The 19,240-nt window shown below is 45.9% G+C and carries 12 protein-coding genes; 4 read left to right on the top strand and 8 right to left on the bottom strand.

Annotation, left to right across the window (positions count from 1 at the left end; genetic code table 11):
- Nucleotides 1–14: 14 nt before the first annotated feature.
- The gene (locus AQR02_RS35425) at nt 15–164 is read right to left on the bottom strand and encodes a DUF1304 family protein (protein ID WP_425339993.1); all 150 of its coding nucleotides are present in this window, start codon (nt 162–164) and stop codon (nt 15–17) included.
- A 391-nt stretch (nt 165–555) separates the two neighbouring features.
- Between AQR02_RS35425 and AQR02_RS02500 the strand changes: the two genes are divergently transcribed.
- Genes AQR02_RS02500 through AQR02_RS02485 form a run of 4 tightly spaced genes read left to right on the top strand, consistent with a single transcriptional unit; the run spans nt 556 to nt 5,918 of the window.
- Nucleotides 556–1,500 (top strand): helix-turn-helix transcriptional regulator, encoded by a 945-nt coding sequence (locus tag AQR02_RS02500; RefSeq protein WP_054939248.1) that lies wholly within the window; start codon nt 556–558, stop codon nt 1,498–1,500.
- Nucleotides 1,501–1,515: 15 nt separating this feature from the next.
- On the top strand, nt 1,516–3,141 hold the full coding sequence (locus tag AQR02_RS02495; protein ID WP_054939247.1) for a dynamin family protein: 1,626 nt from the start codon (nt 1,516–1,518) through the stop codon (nt 3,139–3,141).
- Complete coding sequence (locus tag AQR02_RS02490) at nt 3,131–4,669, top strand: dynamin family protein (protein ID WP_054939246.1); 1,539 nt, start codon at nt 3,131–3,133, stop codon at nt 4,667–4,669. Before AQR02_RS02495 ends, AQR02_RS02490 begins: the two co-directional genes overlap by 11 nt.
- A gap of 16 nt (nt 4,670–4,685) precedes the next feature.
- Nucleotides 4,686–5,918 (top strand): hypothetical protein, encoded by a 1,233-nt coding sequence (locus AQR02_RS02485; protein WP_054939245.1) that lies wholly within the window; start codon nt 4,686–4,688, stop codon nt 5,916–5,918.
- A gap of 56 nt (nt 5,919–5,974) precedes the next feature.
- Here the strand turns inward: AQR02_RS02485 and AQR02_RS02480 are convergent, their stop codons facing one another.
- The 7 genes from AQR02_RS02480 to AQR02_RS02445 form a co-directional block, all read right to left on the bottom strand.
- Nucleotides 5,975–6,370 (bottom strand): SMI1/KNR4 family protein, encoded by a 396-nt coding sequence (locus AQR02_RS02480; RefSeq protein ID WP_054939244.1) that lies wholly within the window; start codon nt 6,368–6,370, stop codon nt 5,975–5,977.
- A gap of 11 nt (nt 6,371–6,381) precedes the next feature.
- Entirely contained in the window at nt 6,382–6,999 is a 618-nt protein-coding gene (locus AQR02_RS02475; RefSeq protein ID WP_054939243.1) for an HNH/ENDO VII family nuclease, read from the bottom strand.
- A gap of 4 nt (nt 7,000–7,003) precedes the next feature.
- Nucleotides 7,004–10,126: an ATP-binding protein gene (locus AQR02_RS02470; RefSeq protein ID WP_054939242.1), complete on the bottom strand. Its 3,123-nt coding sequence runs from the start codon at nt 10,124–10,126 to the stop codon at nt 7,004–7,006.
- A 16-nt stretch (nt 10,127–10,142) separates the two neighbouring features.
- On the bottom strand, nt 10,143–12,317 hold the full coding sequence (locus AQR02_RS02465) for a dynamin family protein (RefSeq protein WP_108721964.1): 2,175 nt from the start codon (nt 12,315–12,317) through the stop codon (nt 10,143–10,145).
- Nucleotides 12,318–12,379: 62 nt separating this feature from the next.
- Complete coding sequence (locus tag AQR02_RS02460; RefSeq protein WP_054939241.1) at nt 12,380–13,309, bottom strand: hypothetical protein; 930 nt, start codon at nt 13,307–13,309, stop codon at nt 12,380–12,382.
- 314 nt (nt 13,310–13,623) lie between these two features.
- The gene (locus AQR02_RS02455; RefSeq protein WP_159067671.1) at nt 13,624–16,257 is read right to left on the bottom strand and encodes a DEAD/DEAH box helicase; all 2,634 of its coding nucleotides are present in this window, start codon (nt 16,255–16,257) and stop codon (nt 13,624–13,626) included.
- 129 nt (nt 16,258–16,386) lie between these two features.
- Nucleotides 16,387–19,080, bottom strand: a complete 2,694-nt coding sequence (locus AQR02_RS02445; RefSeq protein ID WP_054939238.1) for a DEAD/DEAH box helicase — start codon at nt 19,078–19,080, stop codon at nt 16,387–16,389.
- Nucleotides 19,081–19,240 lie beyond the last annotated feature (160 nt).

Below are 19,240 nucleotides of genomic sequence, written 5' to 3'. Positions count from 1 at the left end.
TTTACCTAATATAGCTACTGCCTCATCCGGATACAGCATTCCCCAAATCCGTCCCGCAGCCAGAAACCGTTATAGAGACCCTGATTAAACGCGAGCGACTTCGAATCCTTGGCCACCTGCGCTGTAGTTCCAAATGCCTTCTGACCCTTAGGTGTAGCCCACAGGAACTTTCCAGGTACAGAATGTAAATATGTATTAACGCAACAACACTGACCATACCACGCTTTACCATCATGTATTTCCCCCTATTACTCAATACATTTAAACTATATAACTAAAAATAATATTTTTCACAATTTATAATCACATAAAATTCAACTCTCTGTTATAGCATTAATTCCAGGTCACCGCATGAATTACTGCTTCCGCTGCCAAAGTCGACTATCTTTTGAGGACCTTTGCGCTGTAGAAGTAGCAAATCGGAGACCCTCATCTTTATGCACCATGGCTAGCAAAAATAGTCCCTGCATCATTGCAAAGAAATGACAGAAAATGTCCATCTTATGAATTATAATAGAGTCATCGACACTGGATTGGGAGATGAGATTAGCTTTCATGAATAATAGCGGAAAAAACGGGCGTGTCCTGGCCATTTATACCAGGCTTTGCGAAGGTGCTGTTATCTATAAAAAAACGGAAGCTGCCAGATACGGCGTGAATGAGCGCAGCATTCAAAGAGATATCGAGGATATACGCGCATTTTTGGAGCAGCGTTTCCTCGAGGAAGGATTAAGTCACGAAGTTATTTTCGACAAATCAGTTAACGGCTACCGACTGGAACGAGTGAACCGCGCGATGCTTTCTAACAGTGAAGTGCTGGCGATCTGCAAAATCATGCTGGAAAGTCGTGCTTTTACTCGCCAGGAGCTTATGCCGATGCTGGATAAGCTCCTGGAATGCTGTTTGCCAAAGAATGCTCATAAACCCATGACCGAGCTGATTGCTAACGAGAAGTTCCACTATGTAGAACCACAACATAGGACGGTATTCGGGAGCAAGCTGTGGGACATCGGAATGGCCGTCAAGGAGAACCGAATTCTACAGGTTGACTACCAGCGTGTTAAAGGCAAAGCAGTTGTGCACCGGAGACTCCAGCCCGTCGCAATCCTTTTCTCGGAATATTACTTCTATCTGGCTGCCTTCATTGATAATAAAGCGGATAATACCGCTGCCGCCGGCAAACAGGATCTCTATCCTACAATCTACCGCATCGACCGGATGATAGATTTCCATGTACTGGACGAGCGGTTCATTATCCCATATAAAGACCGTTTCGAGGAAGGCGAGTTCCGCAAGCGGGTGCAGTTCATGTACGGAGGAGAACTGCAGCAGATAAAATTCCGCTTTAAAGGCGAATCGGTCGAGGCGGTACTGGACCGTCTGCCTACAGCCAAAGTGCTGGATGAAACCGGCGGGGTATACACTATTTCGGCTGAAGTATTCGGTAAAGGGATTGATATGTGGCTGCGCAGTCAAGGCGATCTAGTAGAACTATGCTAATAGAGGAGAATACATGTGAATCAAATTCGTTCTATATTAAATGAAATTGCTGTTATTAATAATTCTCATAAATTACCTAGTGATTCTATTAATAGTCTGCTGGATGAAATAAACACCAGCAAGGTATGCACACCTGTCATTGGCAAGTTCAGTGCAGGAAAAAGCGCTTTGCTCAACACGCTGCTGGGCTATAGCAGAGCTCTTCTCAAGGAGAATATTACTCCAGAAACGGCTGTGCCGACAGAAATCATCTATCAGGAGCAGGATTCTGTCGTTATCGTTCATACAAATGATCAGATGACTGTCACCGATATTTCTAGCTTCAGGGCAGGTGAATTTAATAATGCCGCTCACGTAGAAAGCATTCGGCTGCAGCTAAGGAATGAACACTTACTCGCCCGTATTCCTGAGGTCATGGTCGTGGACATGCCTGGCTTCGAATCGGGGATTGAGGTACATAATCTGGCGATTGACCGCTATCTGCCACAAAGTCTGGCTTACATTCTCACTTTTCCTGCAGACGACATGGTCCTCAAGAGCAGCAGCGTACAGATTCTGCGGGAGTTGAATCTCCATCACACACCGGTCTGTATCGTCATTACCAAAAGCGACAAGGTAGGCCTGGAGGAGCTGGAGCTGGGTCTCAGCCATCTCAAGGACAGTATCAGAAAGTATATTGAACAGCCGGACCAGATCACCTACTGCGTAACCAGCAGCAATAAAGGGGATGTAGAAGAGCTTGAAGGGTTCCTGCTCCACATTCAGAACCAGTCCGCGCAGCTGCTTGGCGGAAAATTCCGGACACTGGCCTTGCAGGAGGCGAACACTACCGGCAATTATCTGAAAATGCTTATTCAAAGCAAAAGCTTATCAGTCTCGGAACTGGAAGAGCAAGAGGAACAGCTGAACCGGAGAATGCTCTCGCTGAACAGTCAATTGACAGATGATAATCACCTGTTTGAGAAAGAGATCCCTCTTATTGTACGAGACATTCAGAATGATGTCCGAAGTAGCCTGACGGCTGAAGAGAATACCTTATGTACCCTGATTCTGAACAAGCAGGACATTGCCGAGAAGGTTAATCATATCGTCCGCGAGTCGCTCACGAGGAGTATTCAGGAGCGTTTGCTGCCCAAAGTCCGGCGGTACCTGAAAAAGCTCACGGACCGTATCCATATTGACTTCGGTGCAGACAGCGGGTTCTCGTTTGAGCATTTAAGCATTGATACCGACAGTATCACCAAAAAAATTATGAATGGGGTTATTGCAGGCATCAGCCTGATTATCTTCGGCCCCCTGTTTACGGTTATAGGCGCTCTGGCGAAGCATTTTATCGGCAAGCACTTCGAAAGCAAGAAACGCACTGTGTTGAAGGAAGAGATCCGGCATAAGCTGCAGACTGAGGTATACCCTGCCGTGATCACACAGGTAGGCTCGCATGTGGAAGCTGAAATTACTGACCAGATCCACCAGCTGAATGCTTCAATCAGCGGGCAGGTTGAGCAGCAGCGTTCTCTTCTGGAGAAGGCTCTCAGCGAGCTCAAGGCTAAACGTGACGAGGAACAGGAACTGCAGGATGAGCTGCTCAGCCAGGCCGCCAAGCATCTGTACAGAATTGAGGAGATCAATCATGAGCTATGATGCGCAAGTAACGGACAAATTAAGGAGCAATTTCGAGCTGCTCCGCACAGTCATCCGCTATTCGAAGCAACCGGATCTTAAAGTAGACCTAAGCAGAATTGAGGATATTATCGGCCGACAAATCCCGGAGACACTCCAGAAGAATGCCCCGGCTGATTTCCATGTTCTGTTCACCAATTTCAAGAATGAGTTCGAGAAGTTCAAGGATTTCGTCCTGTTCGATAAGCTGATCGGTAAAAATGTTGTCTCTCTTGGCGGCGGATTCTCTAGCGGAAAGTCCAGCTTCCTGAACGCTTTAATGGGTAAACGTGTGCTTCCGGCAGATATTGACCCCTCTACCTCAGTTCCGACCTATATCGTTAACGGGCCTGATCACCAGGTACAGGGCATTAATATTTTCAACACCAAAATCGATCTGGAATTAAAGGCTATTCAGCGGATTACGCACGGCTTCGGGAAAGTGGATGATGAGCATGACCGGCCTTTGACCGATCCGGTGACTTTGGGCCACGTGATGAATTCAATCTTTCTGACTACCCCCTGGCATCATTATAATCATATTGCTTTCCTAGATACGCCAGGTTACTCCAAGGCCGATAACAAGAACCACTCCGCCAAAACAGACGAGCAGATTGCCCGGACGCACCTCAATTCAAGCCAGTTCATTCTCTGGTTCATCCAAGCGGATGCCGGGACTATTACAGAGGAGGATATTACCTTCATCCGCAGTCTGCGGGAGGATATTCCGAAGCTGATTATTGTGAACAAGGCCGACAAGAAGCCGGAGCAGGACCTGCGAGAGATTATCGCCAAAACCAAAAAGGTGCTCGACCTCAAGGGAATTGCTTATCTAAATGTGCTGGCATTTTCCAATGTTGAGCGTGATCAGTATGACAGTGCAGCCATCCGTGATCAACTGGACCGCTGGAATGCGCAGGTGTATGAATCCAAGTTCGCCCGTAACTTCAAAACAATCTTCATCCGCTGCAAGCAGTTCTACGAGAATGAGATTGAGCAGGAGAGCCGCCGCCTGAACCGGCTTAACAAATCCAGAACGCTGACGGATGATCCTACGATCAGCGAATGCCTCGATTCGCTCATCACTGAGATTTCACGTAGCATCGCCGCACTAAAATCCGTTAACCAAGCCCTGAAGCAACTGCAGACTGATTTCTTTACAGAGCTTAAGCTTATCTCAGATTTGGCTGGCATCGCTATGCCTGAACCTTCAGAGATCGAACTAATTCAGGAGAGTCTGACGAATCCGCTGCAGTTGCTCAGAAACTATCGACAGATGAAAGGTCTCAGTTCTGATGACAGCACCTTCCACCTGCTGCAGAATACCTTCAATGACATGAAGCCCGTAATCGCAGCGCAGCCCGGAGGCAGCACGTATATTGACCAACTAGTAGGCATTATTCAGTCCCATTGTGTAATAAAGCAGCCGGATATACATATTCAGAATGAATGCAAAGCCAGCGGGTTGTACGCAGAAATATTCAATACACATCTCAGTTTGGGAGAATAACAGGAGGAACTGCACCGTGCAAATCTACAAGGAAAAGGTAAATCTGCTCCGGGAAGCTATGAATGACAACAAAGCTAAGCTTTATGCGATCATGGACCATCCTTTAGCTTCACAGGAAGAGTACTACCGCGATTTATATCTGAAAATGCTCTGCCTAGTAGCCCACTACAGTGACGGGATGAATGATTCTCAGCTATTCCTGCTTCAGAGAGTTATTCTGGGAGTAACAAAAGATACCAGTATGCAGGAATACATACGCCGGGCAACTGAAGCTGATAAGGACTTTCTGGACGATTTCATTGAAGGCTTCAGAACGGAGGAGCTTAAGTTTGCTTATGTGGTTGATAGTCTTGTCATAACAGCGATAGGCAGCCAGGATACTAGCCAACAGCTACAATTTATTGCCGAACTCAGCGAACAGTTGCAGATTAGCGCTGCAGAAATCAAGTATTTAGCCTTGTTATCGCAAAGCATCATCGAGCAGAATCACGATAAATACATTGCTGCTGAGGAAATAAGACCAGTCAGCATATCTTCCAATATGTTCTATTACTACACGAAAGAATATGTGCAAGTATTCATCACTACAGGGGATGATCTATTCTCTATGGTTTATCAGAAACGGACCCTTTACAATTTTGAGCAACAAGAGGGGAATTATTTAGGACTGACAAGCATGTTAATGAGCAAGAACAATATCCACCTTGAGAACATGATCATAAATACAGCAGATTTTCAATTAATATTTGAAGCCTGCGAAAAAGTAGAATTGGTTAATTGTGAATTCATCGGTTCTACCAACTCCATTCAGTTCAACTATTGCGAAGAAATCATGTTAGTGAATTGTTTGTTCCGTGATTTCAAGGCAAGAACACTTATTCTTAAAGATGTTACCACTACCAAGATTATTTCTTGTGAATTCAATCAATGTATGTATCCACACACTAAAGATTCAGGCGATTGGGACAATCTAGGTTGTGTAATATGGTCACAGCAGCCTTCAAAAATCCAAGAGCTACTTATCAATCAATGTTCCTTTAAAGAATGCGGGGGAAGAAACACCAAACCCTACTATGCCTCCGCGATAATTTCCAACTGCACCAGTACAGTCAGCAACTCCAAGTTTATGAACTGTTGGAATTATCACAGCAACTACGAGCGTGATCCTGATAATTCCCGTAGAACATTATTCACAACCTCTTCTATTAATAAGAAAAACGAAATCATCAGCAGCGCAAATTTCTCTTAACTGTATAGAATATTAATGAAGGGGCTCCCGCGAGGGAGCCCCTGTGCTGCTTCAATCTACAACAATGTTCCAAGATATCCGCTGAAGCTATCGGCAATCCGCGAGCAGTTACCGGATTCGTCCAGCTGAGACACGGCGCCGCTCTGATGTTGCAGGATAACCAGCCCTTCAATGCCAAGCTGCTGCACAACATAACAATCAGCCGGCAGTTTATCTCTAAGTTCGCGCTCCTGCCGGGTCACATCTGTAACGTTAATATACGAATCTACGTTCAATCCCGTAAACTCATGGGAGCCAAATGAGATTGCGCCATAATTCAGTACATAATTCCGGTATTCGTCTGCGAACCGCAGGCCCAACTGCTCCTCCGCTTCCATTACCTGCTCTACTGAGCAGCCTGCCGCATGGAACAGACGGAACTGCTGTTCAATTTGCTCAATTACAGTCTTCATTGTTCTCCTCCTCAATTATATGCTTCTGCCCGTCTTTTCCAGTGCTCCGCTTTCTCTGCATTAAAGGCAATACGGTCAATTGCACTCTCAATCTTCTTGTCATGCAGAATCGTATCATTGCCTTTGCCCCTATGCTGCTCCATGGTCAATTCGGCTAGTGGGGAATCGGCCTTCTGGCCGATATGATGCAGCTCGACTGTCTTGCCGTCCGGCGTTACCGGTGCCAGCCCAAGGGCCATCCGTTCCTTATTCGTCCGGCCCATAGCATCCTTCTGGCCTCCATCAATATCGTTCCGCTCTAGGCAAGGCTTGCCTCCGATTTCACTCACCTTCAGGCCTGCATCGATGTAAATCTTAGACTCCTCAGTGGAACTTACCGAGTCAATAATAGTACCCGGCCAGCCTGTTTCAAGCTGGCATTGCCGCTTCTCTTCCTCTGTCCATTCCGGCCGTGGAGCCGGTTCTATAACCTCGTGCGGAGCCTCACTATCCTGATTACGCTCCGACTCATAGAGAGGTCTGTCCAGCTTCTCTACATCAATTAACCGTACATCAATATCCGTGCCCGCTCCCGGCCGCTTCACTTCAGCAGCCTCTTTACTGCCCAGCGACAGATTCTCCATCCCCATTTGCCTACCCCCGTATACTCTCCCGAGTCATATGTTCCCACATATAATATAATTTGAGTCCTTCATTATCTCTCGCCGACTGATGCTTCATCAAACAATGGCTGATGACATGAGCTAAAGGTTCATCGACCGGACCGATCCTGCGGCTAATCACCGCGTTCAGATGTCCGTTCAGCCGCTCCACTTCTACTCCGGCCAAGCGGGTCTGCTCCATGATAGATTCTCCGTCCATCAGATCACTGACGAGACCAGCCAGCTGTGCAAATCCTTCGCTGTTCCACAGCTGCAGCTGCTGAGCATCTTTATATTCGCCGATCAGCTGATGCAGCATAATCTTGGACTTCGTTGACAGCCTGGAGCGGGAGAGGCCCGCTTCCAGGTATTCCAGATCCAGCTCCGGGTACTCCGGCAAAAGCTTACCCAGCAGCAGCTTCAGCAGCTCCCGGGTATAGCGCGCCCCCATGATGCTGCTCTGCACTTCAGGAACAAAGCTGTATACTTCTTCCGCAGCTGCGAACGGCTCCAGAGTGCATAAGACCGGCTCCAGCCAATTGTTCTGGTAGATTGCAGCAACCCCAGTAGAAAGCTTGGCCAGCTCCAAGATCTGCTCGTCATTCAGATTGGCTGCTCTGCCGACAAGCTGCCGGTCATTCATGTCAGGTGTCTGCAGTATAATTTTGGTATTCGTATTACGAATGGCGGCTGCATCCAGCAGTCCCGGTGACTGATCGGCGATAATAAACCCTTCACCGAGTGTCCGCATTTCGGCAATGGCATTTGCCAGCATCTCGACGGATTTCCCCTGCAGATTGGCGCCTTCCATCGATTGCTCGCCGGAAGTTCTTTTCAGCAGATGATGGGCTTCTTCCAGGACTGTAACATGCTTAAGCGGTACATTCATACCGCCCTGATGCATCCTGTGCTCCTGCAGACGCATGACCAGCATCCCCATAATCAGTGACCGGGTCTCGGCAGAGCCGACTCTGCTCAGATCAATAATGGTATTCTGATCAAACAGCAGCCCGTTATCCAGCTCTCCATTGCAGAGAATCTGCCCGTTCAGCCCATTGGTCAATGATTTGACTCGGGTAAGCAGGGAGCCTTTATAGTTGCTCTTCACCTCGTCCGCGTAAGCCGTCTGCTCAATCACCCGCTTCAAAGAGCCCATGACATCGATAAAGGTCGGATAAAAGCCATTGTTATAGCGGTTCTCCGAGCTCTCCAGATCCCAGCCGCTTTCTATGTATGCATCCTCAACGGCTTCTTTAAGTACAGCAGGCATAGCCGCATACATCGGCCAGCACACATTCATGATCTCAATCAGGCGGTCAATATGCTCCAAAACATGAATGCCTGACGGGAAGACAAACGGGTTCAGCCGCAGCAGCGGGGCAGCCTGCGCATTCGTGCCGAATACATTCACATCCGGCCGGCTGCCGAAGACATGCTTGTACTCCCCTTTGGCCGGCTCAATGACCAGAAAGGATACCCTCTGCTCTTCAAGCTTGGTTAATAACTGGTAGATCGTATTCGATTTACCCGAACCGGTTGATCCGGTAATGAAGGTATGTGCAGCCAGACTCTGAACATCCAGTATGACCGGTGAGCCATCCGGCTTGCCCATATGATAGAGACTGCCAAGCTGCAGCACCCTTCCCCCTTTGGCTGTACGTACATTACGGCCGAATGGCGCCATGGGAATTACAGAGATGCCGGCAACCGACTTCTTCGGCAAGCCGATCTGAATGGCAATCTCGTTCCCATTCAGAATCGATGCTGGCGTCACCTGCAGCGCCTCTTCCGATACTCCATGCCCCTGCCCGGTGAAACGCGGATGTACAAAGGAATTCAAATAGGCCAGCAGCCGCTTTACATCAGCTTGTTTGTGCCAGGTGTTAATGAATGAAGCCTGGATGGAGGATGCTTCCCCGCGCATCAGTGCATTATAGTTGCTGGAGACCGTCATGGCGGCGTTGCGGTCATCCGCAATGACATAGGCCGCGCAATTGAAGGCGCCGAAGCTCTCACATACATCCAGACGCTCAAGCTGACTGTCGATTTTGTCCAGCAGTGCCTTGGTGCTTCTGTTCTCGTAATGAAGCTGCAGGCTCTTCCCCCCGCTGCGCGTGATACCGGAGGTACTGCTAGTGCTGCGGGTAATATTCTCCATCTCGCTCTGGCTCGTCGTCTCCCCGGAGGATTCTCCGGTGGAGCTGAATTTGCCAAAGCTTCCGCCCAGATTTATACCAATACCTGTGTTGGGTATTCCAAGGTTCACACCAGCATGCCCGCCAAGAGAATACCCTTTAGATGTATTCTTGCCCTGGGTTAAAGCAATACCCTTGGTAATCCCGCTGGATACGCCTTCTGAAGCCGCCTGGGATAACGAGGTGCTGTCACTTTCGTTCAGGGTCAGTGAGCTGCGCCAGTAGGCGGACAGCTCGGTATGCAGCAGTTCATATCCTTGCTTAACTGCCTTCAGCTCACTGCTACGAAGCGGATCGGCGATGAGCACAATCGTATAGGCCTGGCCGCGCAAGGAATCGACCATGTTCTCAATCCCCTGCACATACGCTGGCATACCTTTCATATCGCCGTCCCGCAGTGCGACGACTCCTGACACGGAGGATACCGCCTGAGCGCTCCGGGAGAAAATATTCTGCTGCAGCTCCATAACCTCATCCTTGTCCAGTGTCAGCACATCGGACCCGATCAGATTACCCTGAATCGCTCCCTGAAACGCCTTGGATGCCGCCTGCCGTCTAAGCAGGCTGTTCTCATTCCGGCCGCGGTCATTCTTGGAGATGACGCCGAGGTAATAATTCACTGACTGCCCGTCACTCTTGATGATCGAAGCGATACTTCCATTGATAGAATGGGCTACGTTAGCAATCGTCGTCAGCTTATCCAGGAAATGCTCATCCTTATTGTAGACCAGCTTGGTCAGCTGATAGAACTGGCCGCATTCGGCAATATCTATATCAATTTCTTCTTCGGAGGGCTCGATAATGGCATACTGCTCCAGCTGATCCAGATAGCTTTTGGTAATAATCCGGCCGGCAGCTTCAACCGCTGTCTCCAGCTGATATTCATGATCCCGCCGCTGCTTCTCTATGCTTGTTGCCATCTTCATTCCCCCGGCCTTATAGTCTCTTAAGTTCATCTGACAGCATGTAAATATACTCTCTGTACTTCTCAATCTCTTGCTGACGGTTCTCATATTTCTGCAGCAACTCGTCGAATTCAGCCTGCACGCTGGCCAGCAGGGACACACTCAGCTGTCCGGCAATTTCGTTCATGTCCGCTTTGAACACTTTCACCCGCTCACTCAGCTGAGTGCTCATCGTCTCGAACAGTGCGTTAACGGCACTCAGCATGGCATTCTGCATATTCGTCTTCTCGGATGCCGAGGTAATCTCACCGCTGAACTTGGACACAAAGCGGTTCGTCGCTTCCGTAATATCCAGCTTGATGACCGGGAACTCAATCCCGTTAATCTTCTCCTCTACCAGCAGCCGGAAGAAGGCCGGGTCATATTTCTCACTACCCATATCGAAATTATTAACCACAACGGTCAACAGCTTCCGCTTCATCTCCTTCAGCTGAATACTCTCACTAAACATCTCCTCGATCTGATTCATGGCTTCTATCGAGTAGGAGCGCAGATTATCAAGGGCATCCGCCACATCCAGATAGGAATAGACAACCTCATAGCTGTAATGTTCAGTACGGGAGGTTCCCCATGATTTCGGCTTGTACCATTTGGAAGTGGAATACGTCCGGGAGCCGGTCTTGACCTCCGTGCCTGTCCGCTCCGACAATCTGGAGTGCTCGCTGCTCGCCTTCCGTAAATCGCGCACGGCCTCTGACTTCTCAGCCTCCAGCCGGGCATTCAGTTCACCGAAGACCGTCACCACATCAGCATGGATAGAAGAAATCTGATTCTCCATCCCCCGCTTTTGCTCCAGCAGCCGTTCGCGATCACTGCCGGACAAGAGCGCGAGCTGCTTTTCCGCTTTTTCCCGGAAGCCTCCCAGCAGCTGTTTGAGCTCCTCCAATGCCGTGGGCACGAAGCCTTTCGCCTTTTGCCGCAGGATCTCCGTCTTCTCCTCCACCACCACCGCATAGATTTCCTGAATGGTACTCATATTGCTCAGCAGCTTAAGGTCGGCAGCCAGCTCCTTAGAGAACTCCTGCAGCCCGCGGCAGATGTTCTGTTCCTCCATGTTGTATTCCGCCGGCTGCTTAAGCGACATATTATAGGCGATCGCCGAGATGAGGACCGGCTTCCCGCACTCCCCGATCACTTGAATGAGCGGCTCCGGGCTGTTACGCCTTCTCAGATCCTCTGTAAATTCTGCTACCTTCTCCCGCGCACGCCGGTTCAGCTTCCGTGAGATAATTGCATACGCTCCGGCAATCGTATCCGCGCTGTTGTCGTCCTCCCAGCCGCCAAAAATATCATCCTCATCCTTATGCCGCAGCACATCGCGGATGCCGCTGTCGAACTTGCTGGCCACAAGTACCAGCTTCTTAACCCCCTTCTGCGGAAGCTGGGTAGATAAGAGGGCCCAGTCACTTTTATCCAGGAAGCTGCCTGTCTGGCTGAGGAAGAAGACAACATCGCATACCTCCATGAATTCTTTGGTGCGAACCGTCCGTGAAGCAATCGGATCGTTCAGTCCCGGGGTATCCACAATAGAAATCCCCTTGAATTCTTCTTTATTCAGAAACAGGGTGACGGCTTTAACCAGCGGAGTGAAGCGGCCGTCCTCGCCTACATAATCATTAAGATGGGCGATCAGATGCTCATAGCTGTCGAACAACTCATCTTCCGTCCCCTTCTCCAGATAATGAAGCGGTTCAATTCCGGAATGCTCTACCATACCTACGATTTCACGCGCCGAATGATAAATATCCTCCTCTGAATCGACAGCGGCATTATCCTCAAGCACCTCCCACTCCTCCGGTGTGTAATATTCAACATGAATTCTGTTCTGCTCGGCATATTCCATTTTGGTCAGTGTAGCCGTCTTGGGGGTTGAAGCCTTGGGTAGCACCTCAGCGCCTTGAAAGAGCAAAGAGTTTAAAAAAGATGACTTACCAGCTTTAACCTGGCCAATGACTCCGATATTCAGTTTTCGGTTTTCTCTGTAAAAATCAGTAGTCTTCAGAATAAAATTCTGCCCTAACCGGGTAACCAACCCTAGGTCATGCTCAGCGGCAACGGCCGAAAGATTCCTTGCAACAGTTTCAACCGCACCAGCAAATTCGGCATAATCCTCTGTTGTTTCTATTGTATGGGTACTAGAGCTCATTATGTGTCTCCTTTTGTAGTCTGCTTTCAAAAGTCTGATTGTTAGGTCTTCGGTATGTCTACCTACTCAAAACAGCTGCCAATAAAAACACTGGTAGTCACCATTTTTTGGCTATTGGTTATATTTTTCTTTAATTCTTTATAAAAGACACGCCCGCTTCTGGGAGATAATATACTATTTTCTTCATCATTTTTTATGTATTTTACAATTACATCATCTTTTTTAACGATTGAATCCTCCTTCAATTTATACTCAACTTCTAATTGATCGTGTATTCTTAACATCTTGGAAATTAAACTCTGAAGTTCCTCATTATCAATAATCTCCTCGTAACTGCCGCAATAAATCCTGTTATTCTTCAACCAGGCAGCAGGAATATGGTGAGTAAACATCCCCCTCCACTTCACAGAATCCGTTACTACAACTGAGTTGAACTCCTCCTCATTCTGATGGATGATGCTTCTGGCCAATTGGGCGAGCATTTCGAGATCTTCCTGTGCAAAGTTCAGCACAATCGAGAGCTCCGCAAGCATTCGCCACTCTTCCATCGTAGCAGCCCCTGTAAGATTGATTAATAACAGGCCATCTAGTAGCAGTGAATATGTATTCTCTTCCAATGGAATTCTGTTTCCATCTTCCAATTCTTCTTCAATCGTCTTTCTAGCTTTTATCCATTCTTCGAAATCCAGACTATAGCCAGCCCCTGCAGCAATCCGCTGCAAGAATAACCTCTGATCCTCTGTAAGATCTTGCTGTGCTGCAGTAGATAAGAGAGTAAGTAAGCCGAAATATGCCTTCTTTGTCGACTCGTGTGCCGTTCGCAACTTTACATTTTTAATCGGATATTTTCTGGCCAGCATTTGGATGCGGTCATATCCGGATTCCTGGTCTTTCGCTGACAGATTCCGCTCCTTCTCCAGCTCTTGACTTAAACTTTTAAGCTGATTGCTTAGTGAGAGAAGTTTCTTCTCAAGATGGATGAGTGAATTCATTCCCTATTTGCTCGCTCCTTACCTTGAATTTAGCCACATAATACAAATGTAGTTATTAAAATGTCGGTATATTCTCCTATTATACTTGGATTAGATGACAGAATTTGTCGTTATGCAAAAAAAGAGACGCACAATCCTTACGTCCCCCTCTAGTTCATCAAAAATTCTGCTTATTACAGTCGTATACTTATTAATATCGCTTGTCGCAACTTACAAGCTTCCAAACTTCAATCGGCTGTACCATTCTCAATTTTTTTGATAGTTATCGGAATCAAACATAACCCCTTTGCAATGCCCTTCCACCATGTATTCTCTTATAAGTTCTCCTCGAAATATTTCTGAAGTGATTGGATGACAACTAATCCTCCTACTTTATGCAACGGTTCATTTTGACGTTCACATTGGAAAAGTTGAACACAAGATGGACAACCATTGGAGCAGCTACAGCTTGTCATCATTAGCTTGGCCTTTTCCAATAGTACTGCAAACTTTTCAGCAACAACCTCAACGATTCCAGAGCCCCCTCCGACTTGGCTATCATATATAAATAAACCTGGCATCCCGAATAAAGTTGAACTCGAGTGAAATGAGACATGTTGAAAGTCAGCAGCGCTGCATTTCACAATAGCTGGAATTGCTGCGGCTAGAGCATGTTCAGCTGCATGTATACTTCCATCGAGAAGCTCCTCGAATGTAAGATCTGATACTGCTTGTATACCTGTTAAAAGATTTCTAAGCTGACTTTTACCTTGTTCATCCCACAGCAACCACAGTGCATCTGTTTGAAACGAAACAGGGTAGGTATTGGTTACCTGTACCGTTTCTGATGGTTTTGCATTGTGAGTGTATATTTTCTTGTAGCCGAATGTGTTTCGTTTAACAACTATATTCCCAATGTTCGCTTTCAACTCATTACCAACTAATATGAGCTTATTAATATCACTCACTTCGATACTATCCCGCACAATACCGCGTGTAAGATAGTCCGATCTCACCTGTTCCACTAGAACCTTCCGCTGCCTCTTATCGATCCACTTTACCTTGTAATAACTTCGGTTATCTGATCCTAAAAAGACTGCATCTACATGATAATCTCTAATCAAAGATCGAGTGTCCACATTCTGAAACAATATTGTTTCATTCCATCCACTTTTGCTCACGACCGTGTATGTTTCACCCATCGCAATTAATGGCTGATACTTTGGAGACTCCCCCATATAAACCAGTTTGCCTTCAGCCTGTTGCCATTGTTCGTTAACATCAGCTAATACCTTTCGAAGGACGCCGGCGCGAACGTAATTGATAGCATTGTAAATCGTTCCTCCTTGCTCATGCGCGGCATAAACAAGATGCTCCCGTAATATTTTTGGATTATTAATATTAATTGCAGCAGATTCCGGTATTTGCTGGAAGAACTCTAGTGGATTACGAGCATAATATTGTTGTAGCGGCTCTTCCTGTAACATCATGACAACTAAACCATCTCTGCTTCTCCCTACTCGACCTGCTTGTTGCCAAAAGGATGCGTGAGATCCAGGGTAACCGAGCATAATGCATATATCTAAACTATCTACATCAATGCCTACCTCCAAGGCCTTTGTCGTTACAAGGCCCAATATTTCACCTTGTTGTAGCTTCTTTATAGTTTGCTCCTTGATTTCTTGAGGTAAATTAGCATGATACGGAAGAAATAAATCCTGACCTTCTTTCAATTCTATTGATCCGGACTCATTAAGGTGTGTTCTTAGAATTATATTGAGTTCTCTACTTAAAAGCTGAGATTGTTGACGATTACTAGAGAAAATAATACTTCTCGGCCATTGCCCATTACTGTAAACTGATTTTAGGATCTCATAAAGATCTGATGCAACTGCTCTTCTTTTATGCTCTATATCTATAAGACCAGGGTTCCATAGAACAATATCCTTTTTATTAATCGGTGCGTTGCTTTCCATAACTTCATGGAATCCTTGAATACCCCTCTTACCTGTTAATTCCTCAACCAATTGTTTAGGATTAGCAATAGTAGCAGAACATGCAATGAATTGAATCTCCCGATTTCCTAATCTTTCACATAACATTCTTAAACGACGAATGACCATAGCCACTTTTGAACCAATCATACCGGAGTAATGATGTAGCTCATCTATTACGATATAACGGAGATTTGTTAAGAACCTAATTAATTGCGAAGCCTTCCCTGTCTGTGCTCCTATACATTGAAGAATGGGATGCAAATAATGAACATTGGTTAGCCAATAGCGTCCCTGTTCAAATACCAGATTGGAAGCCTGGTCTTTCCTCTTATGCTGAGGAATATTTCGTTGACCGAAAAGAAGACCAGCGGGCACTTCTGTTCCATGGACCTTTAGTTTAGAGAATCCAGCCATTTTGAAGTTACTTACACTTTCTTCTTCCAGATCTGTCCATTGTTGTAAATGAGCAAATTGATCTTCGACCAAGGCTTTAAAAGGCGATAAATAGAGGGCGCAAGCATTTGGGTCAGCTACGAGTTTTTCTATTATAGGAATGTTGTATGACAACGATTTACCCGATGCCGTCTTTGTGCAAATAACTACATTACGTCCTTGTCTTACCGCTTCCACTGCTTCACCCTGATGCTTATAAAGTTTATTGATTCCCATTGATTCAAGCTTACTACGCATCCAACTCTCCATTGGTATATGCTCATCGTACACACCTTGTATCTCATCTGTCTCATGGACAAATACATCGGCTCGAATGCGTTTGCTCAGATCAACTAATTGTCCCGCTAGAAGACTGCTATGAAATGACTCTTGAAGTGGAAGCCTTCTATCTAAAAGCAAATCAACTTCTTCTGTCATAAGTAAGCTGCTCATTATAGGACTTCCATCTTCAATGCAAAAGATACCTTCTCCTTGAACACTGTCGCTCTCATATTCAGCTTCAAGGGATTGCCAATCCATGATGTGGACTCCGTTAGCTCGTTGTTGAATTTCCCGTCGATAGCCTCTAGAATCAGCTTTATAGCTGATCTGAACAAAATCCCCGTAGGGTTTAACTGCTCCACAAGATGAACATATCAGAGGCATCTCTTAATCGTTCCTCTCGATTAAAGATTTCAGGAGTATCTTTGCTCCAGGTTTAAATAGTTCAACATTATTGTACTTACCAGGGAGCTGAACACAACTTGGACATCCTTCACTACAAGGGCAGCTCTCCATAAGTTCAAGTGCCTTACGCATCACCTTAGTTGTATTCTCGTAAATCGCCTCGATTGTTCCAAGCCCCGAACCATTTTCTCCATAAAACCCAATAACCGGTCGATTAGCAAATGCAGAGATTCCGCTTGCAGAGAAGCCTGTAAAATCATTAGCATCGCAAATGATCATATCTGGAATTACCGACGTCATAGCATGCTGGGCGGCATGAAGTGAAGCCTCTATCAGCATCTCGGTAGTTCGATGTTCACTTGCCCAATCCTGAATATTCTCTTTTAGCAGCAGCCAATCTGAATCTGTAATGGTTAGCCAAGTTCCTTCTGGAGCAAATTTCGTTACCGATGGATGTGTTAGAGTCACTTGTTCTGAATCACCCTTTTGCCCAAAGTATAGCTTTTTGTAACCAAATACACTTCTCTTAATCTCAAACTCACCATAGGCCATATTAATTTCTTCATCATCATGTTTCTGGTACGTTTGGATAACATCAATTTTATCTTTATAAGAAGATTGAGTATGATAAGTCAACTCCTGAATAGGCAAAAGAATAATTTCACCCTTCCGGCGATTAATGGAATCTACACGATACGCTTTATCGCCTGGTGTCCAGTAGATGGCCCCTTCATGGAAATCCCTCATAGCACTCCATTCATCCAGGCCATCCACTACAGAGTGATTCTGTCCACGAATAGATACACTGTAGCTTTGACCTGAGATTGAACGGAGACTAAACTTCTTATCTACAACCGCTTCTTCTGTTCCTTCTGCTGCAACTGCGGTCTGCAAGATGGATTGAATATATTCCTCATCTAGGTTCGGAAACATACTTTTCAGATCTATTTCCGTTAAATCCCGCCCAAGTTCTTCTTTGAGTAAAGGTAAATGAAGCGCCAATATCTTATAATTAGTCGGATTAATTCTTACAACTTCAGGCGCTTTATGCAGAAATTCATGAGGATTGCGCATGTAATATTGCTGAAGTGGATCATCTTGCCAGATGAGTATGGCAACTCCCTCACCTTTCCGCCCTACACGCCCGATCTGCTGTGAGAATGCTGCCTTCGAACCAGGATACCCAACCAAGACAGCCAGACTCAAATCACCAATATCAATCCCTACTTCAAGTGCATTTGTAGTAATAACTACGTGGATGTCGTGGGATTTCAGGCGTTCGATAATTCGTTTCCGAGTCTCATTAGGCAATATCCCCGTGTAAAAGGCAGCTAGTTTTTCTCCTTCGACACGTTCTTTTGGCAAGCGAAGAGGCTGTCTTAAAACGTCTTTAATATATTTGGTAAACACCATCGTCTGACTCCGGGAGGGCTGAAAGATAATACTCTTAATTACTTTCTGATTGACGGTCATAGCTTGCTTAGCAATCGTAATTGCATCCGTTGAGGGTGCACGTCTAACCTGCTCACCAGCTGATATCCCTGGATTCCATAGAACGATCTCTTTGCGCTGATGAGCTGAACCATCCGTATCAATGAGTACAAACTCTGTAAGACCTGTTAGATCCTGAGCCAATTTCACCGGATTATCTATGGTAGCCGAACTGGTTATGATCTGAATATTCCGGTTATTTCCCAGCTCACGGCATACTTTTAGTAATCGACGAAGTACCAGTGCAACATGGGATCCAAACGTACCGCGATACATATGCATCTCATCGAGCACTATAAATTTGAGATTGCAAAGATAATTCCGGATATACGTCCCTGAAGAATATTTCAACGCTTGAACCTGGCCAAGAATAGAATAATGGATCATATCCGGGTTGCTCATCCATATCTGTGCTTTTTCCATAATCCGCTGCCTTGGCCCATTCTCCGTATCTCCATCTAGTCGACCTGCATGTATGATTCGTTCACCTAACTTTAATTCGGTCTCAAACCACTCATCCAAAGATGGCTGATTGGAAGATTTGATTTCACCAAAGCGTTTGAGTTGATCCAATTGATCATTGGCCAAAGCTTTTGTTGGGAATAAGTATAGTGCTTTATCATTAGGATGATCATAAAGATAACTAAGAATCGGCAAATTGTATGACAAAGTCTTACCTGACGAAGTTGAAGTTACTAACACCACATTTGATTCTCTATGTACCGCTTCTACTGTTTGCGCCTGATGCACATAGAGTTGATTTATTCCCATACGGCTTAAAGAATCCCGGATCGGCTGTGGTATAAATGCTGGAATTTCTGAATAAATAGCATCCTTGGCCGGTAAAGTATGTACATGAATCTCAGCATTCTCTTCATCGGCTAGTGTTTTTAGCTTCTCTAGGACTTCATTGGCCGAAAACTCACTACTGCTCACTCCTGGAATCCGAGAATCCTCACACAAGGGCATTTCATCCTTTTCCAGATTTACATTTGCCAGGCATTCCGGGCAGTAGACGCCTTCCGAATGTTCTCTATATGTTTCCATTTTTTGAGACCAATCTGAACATTTGATTCCATTAGGGGTATACTCTAAACTCCGCTGCTCTCCAACCTGACTGATTCTATGAGATATTTGAACAGCCTTAAGCATGCTTGAACACATTGAACATTTCAGAAACGCCATTTCTACTCCGCCTCCATTCATCTTACTGCCTGTTTCTATTAGACCATATTACCTAGACAACCACTTGTCAGCGAACGTATGTTCATTTGAAAATATTCCCTTATTCGAATTAATTCGACAAATCGAGTCTGAAGTCCTTGTTAACTAAAAGCTAACTAAA

The organism is Paenibacillus ihuae, assembly GCF_001368795.1.
GTDB lineage: Bacteria > Bacillota > Bacilli > Paenibacillales > Paenibacillaceae > Paenibacillus_AQ > Paenibacillus_AQ ihuae.
The sequence above is the reverse complement of the archived record's forward strand: the minus strand, read 5'-3'. Positions and strand labels throughout refer to the sequence as shown.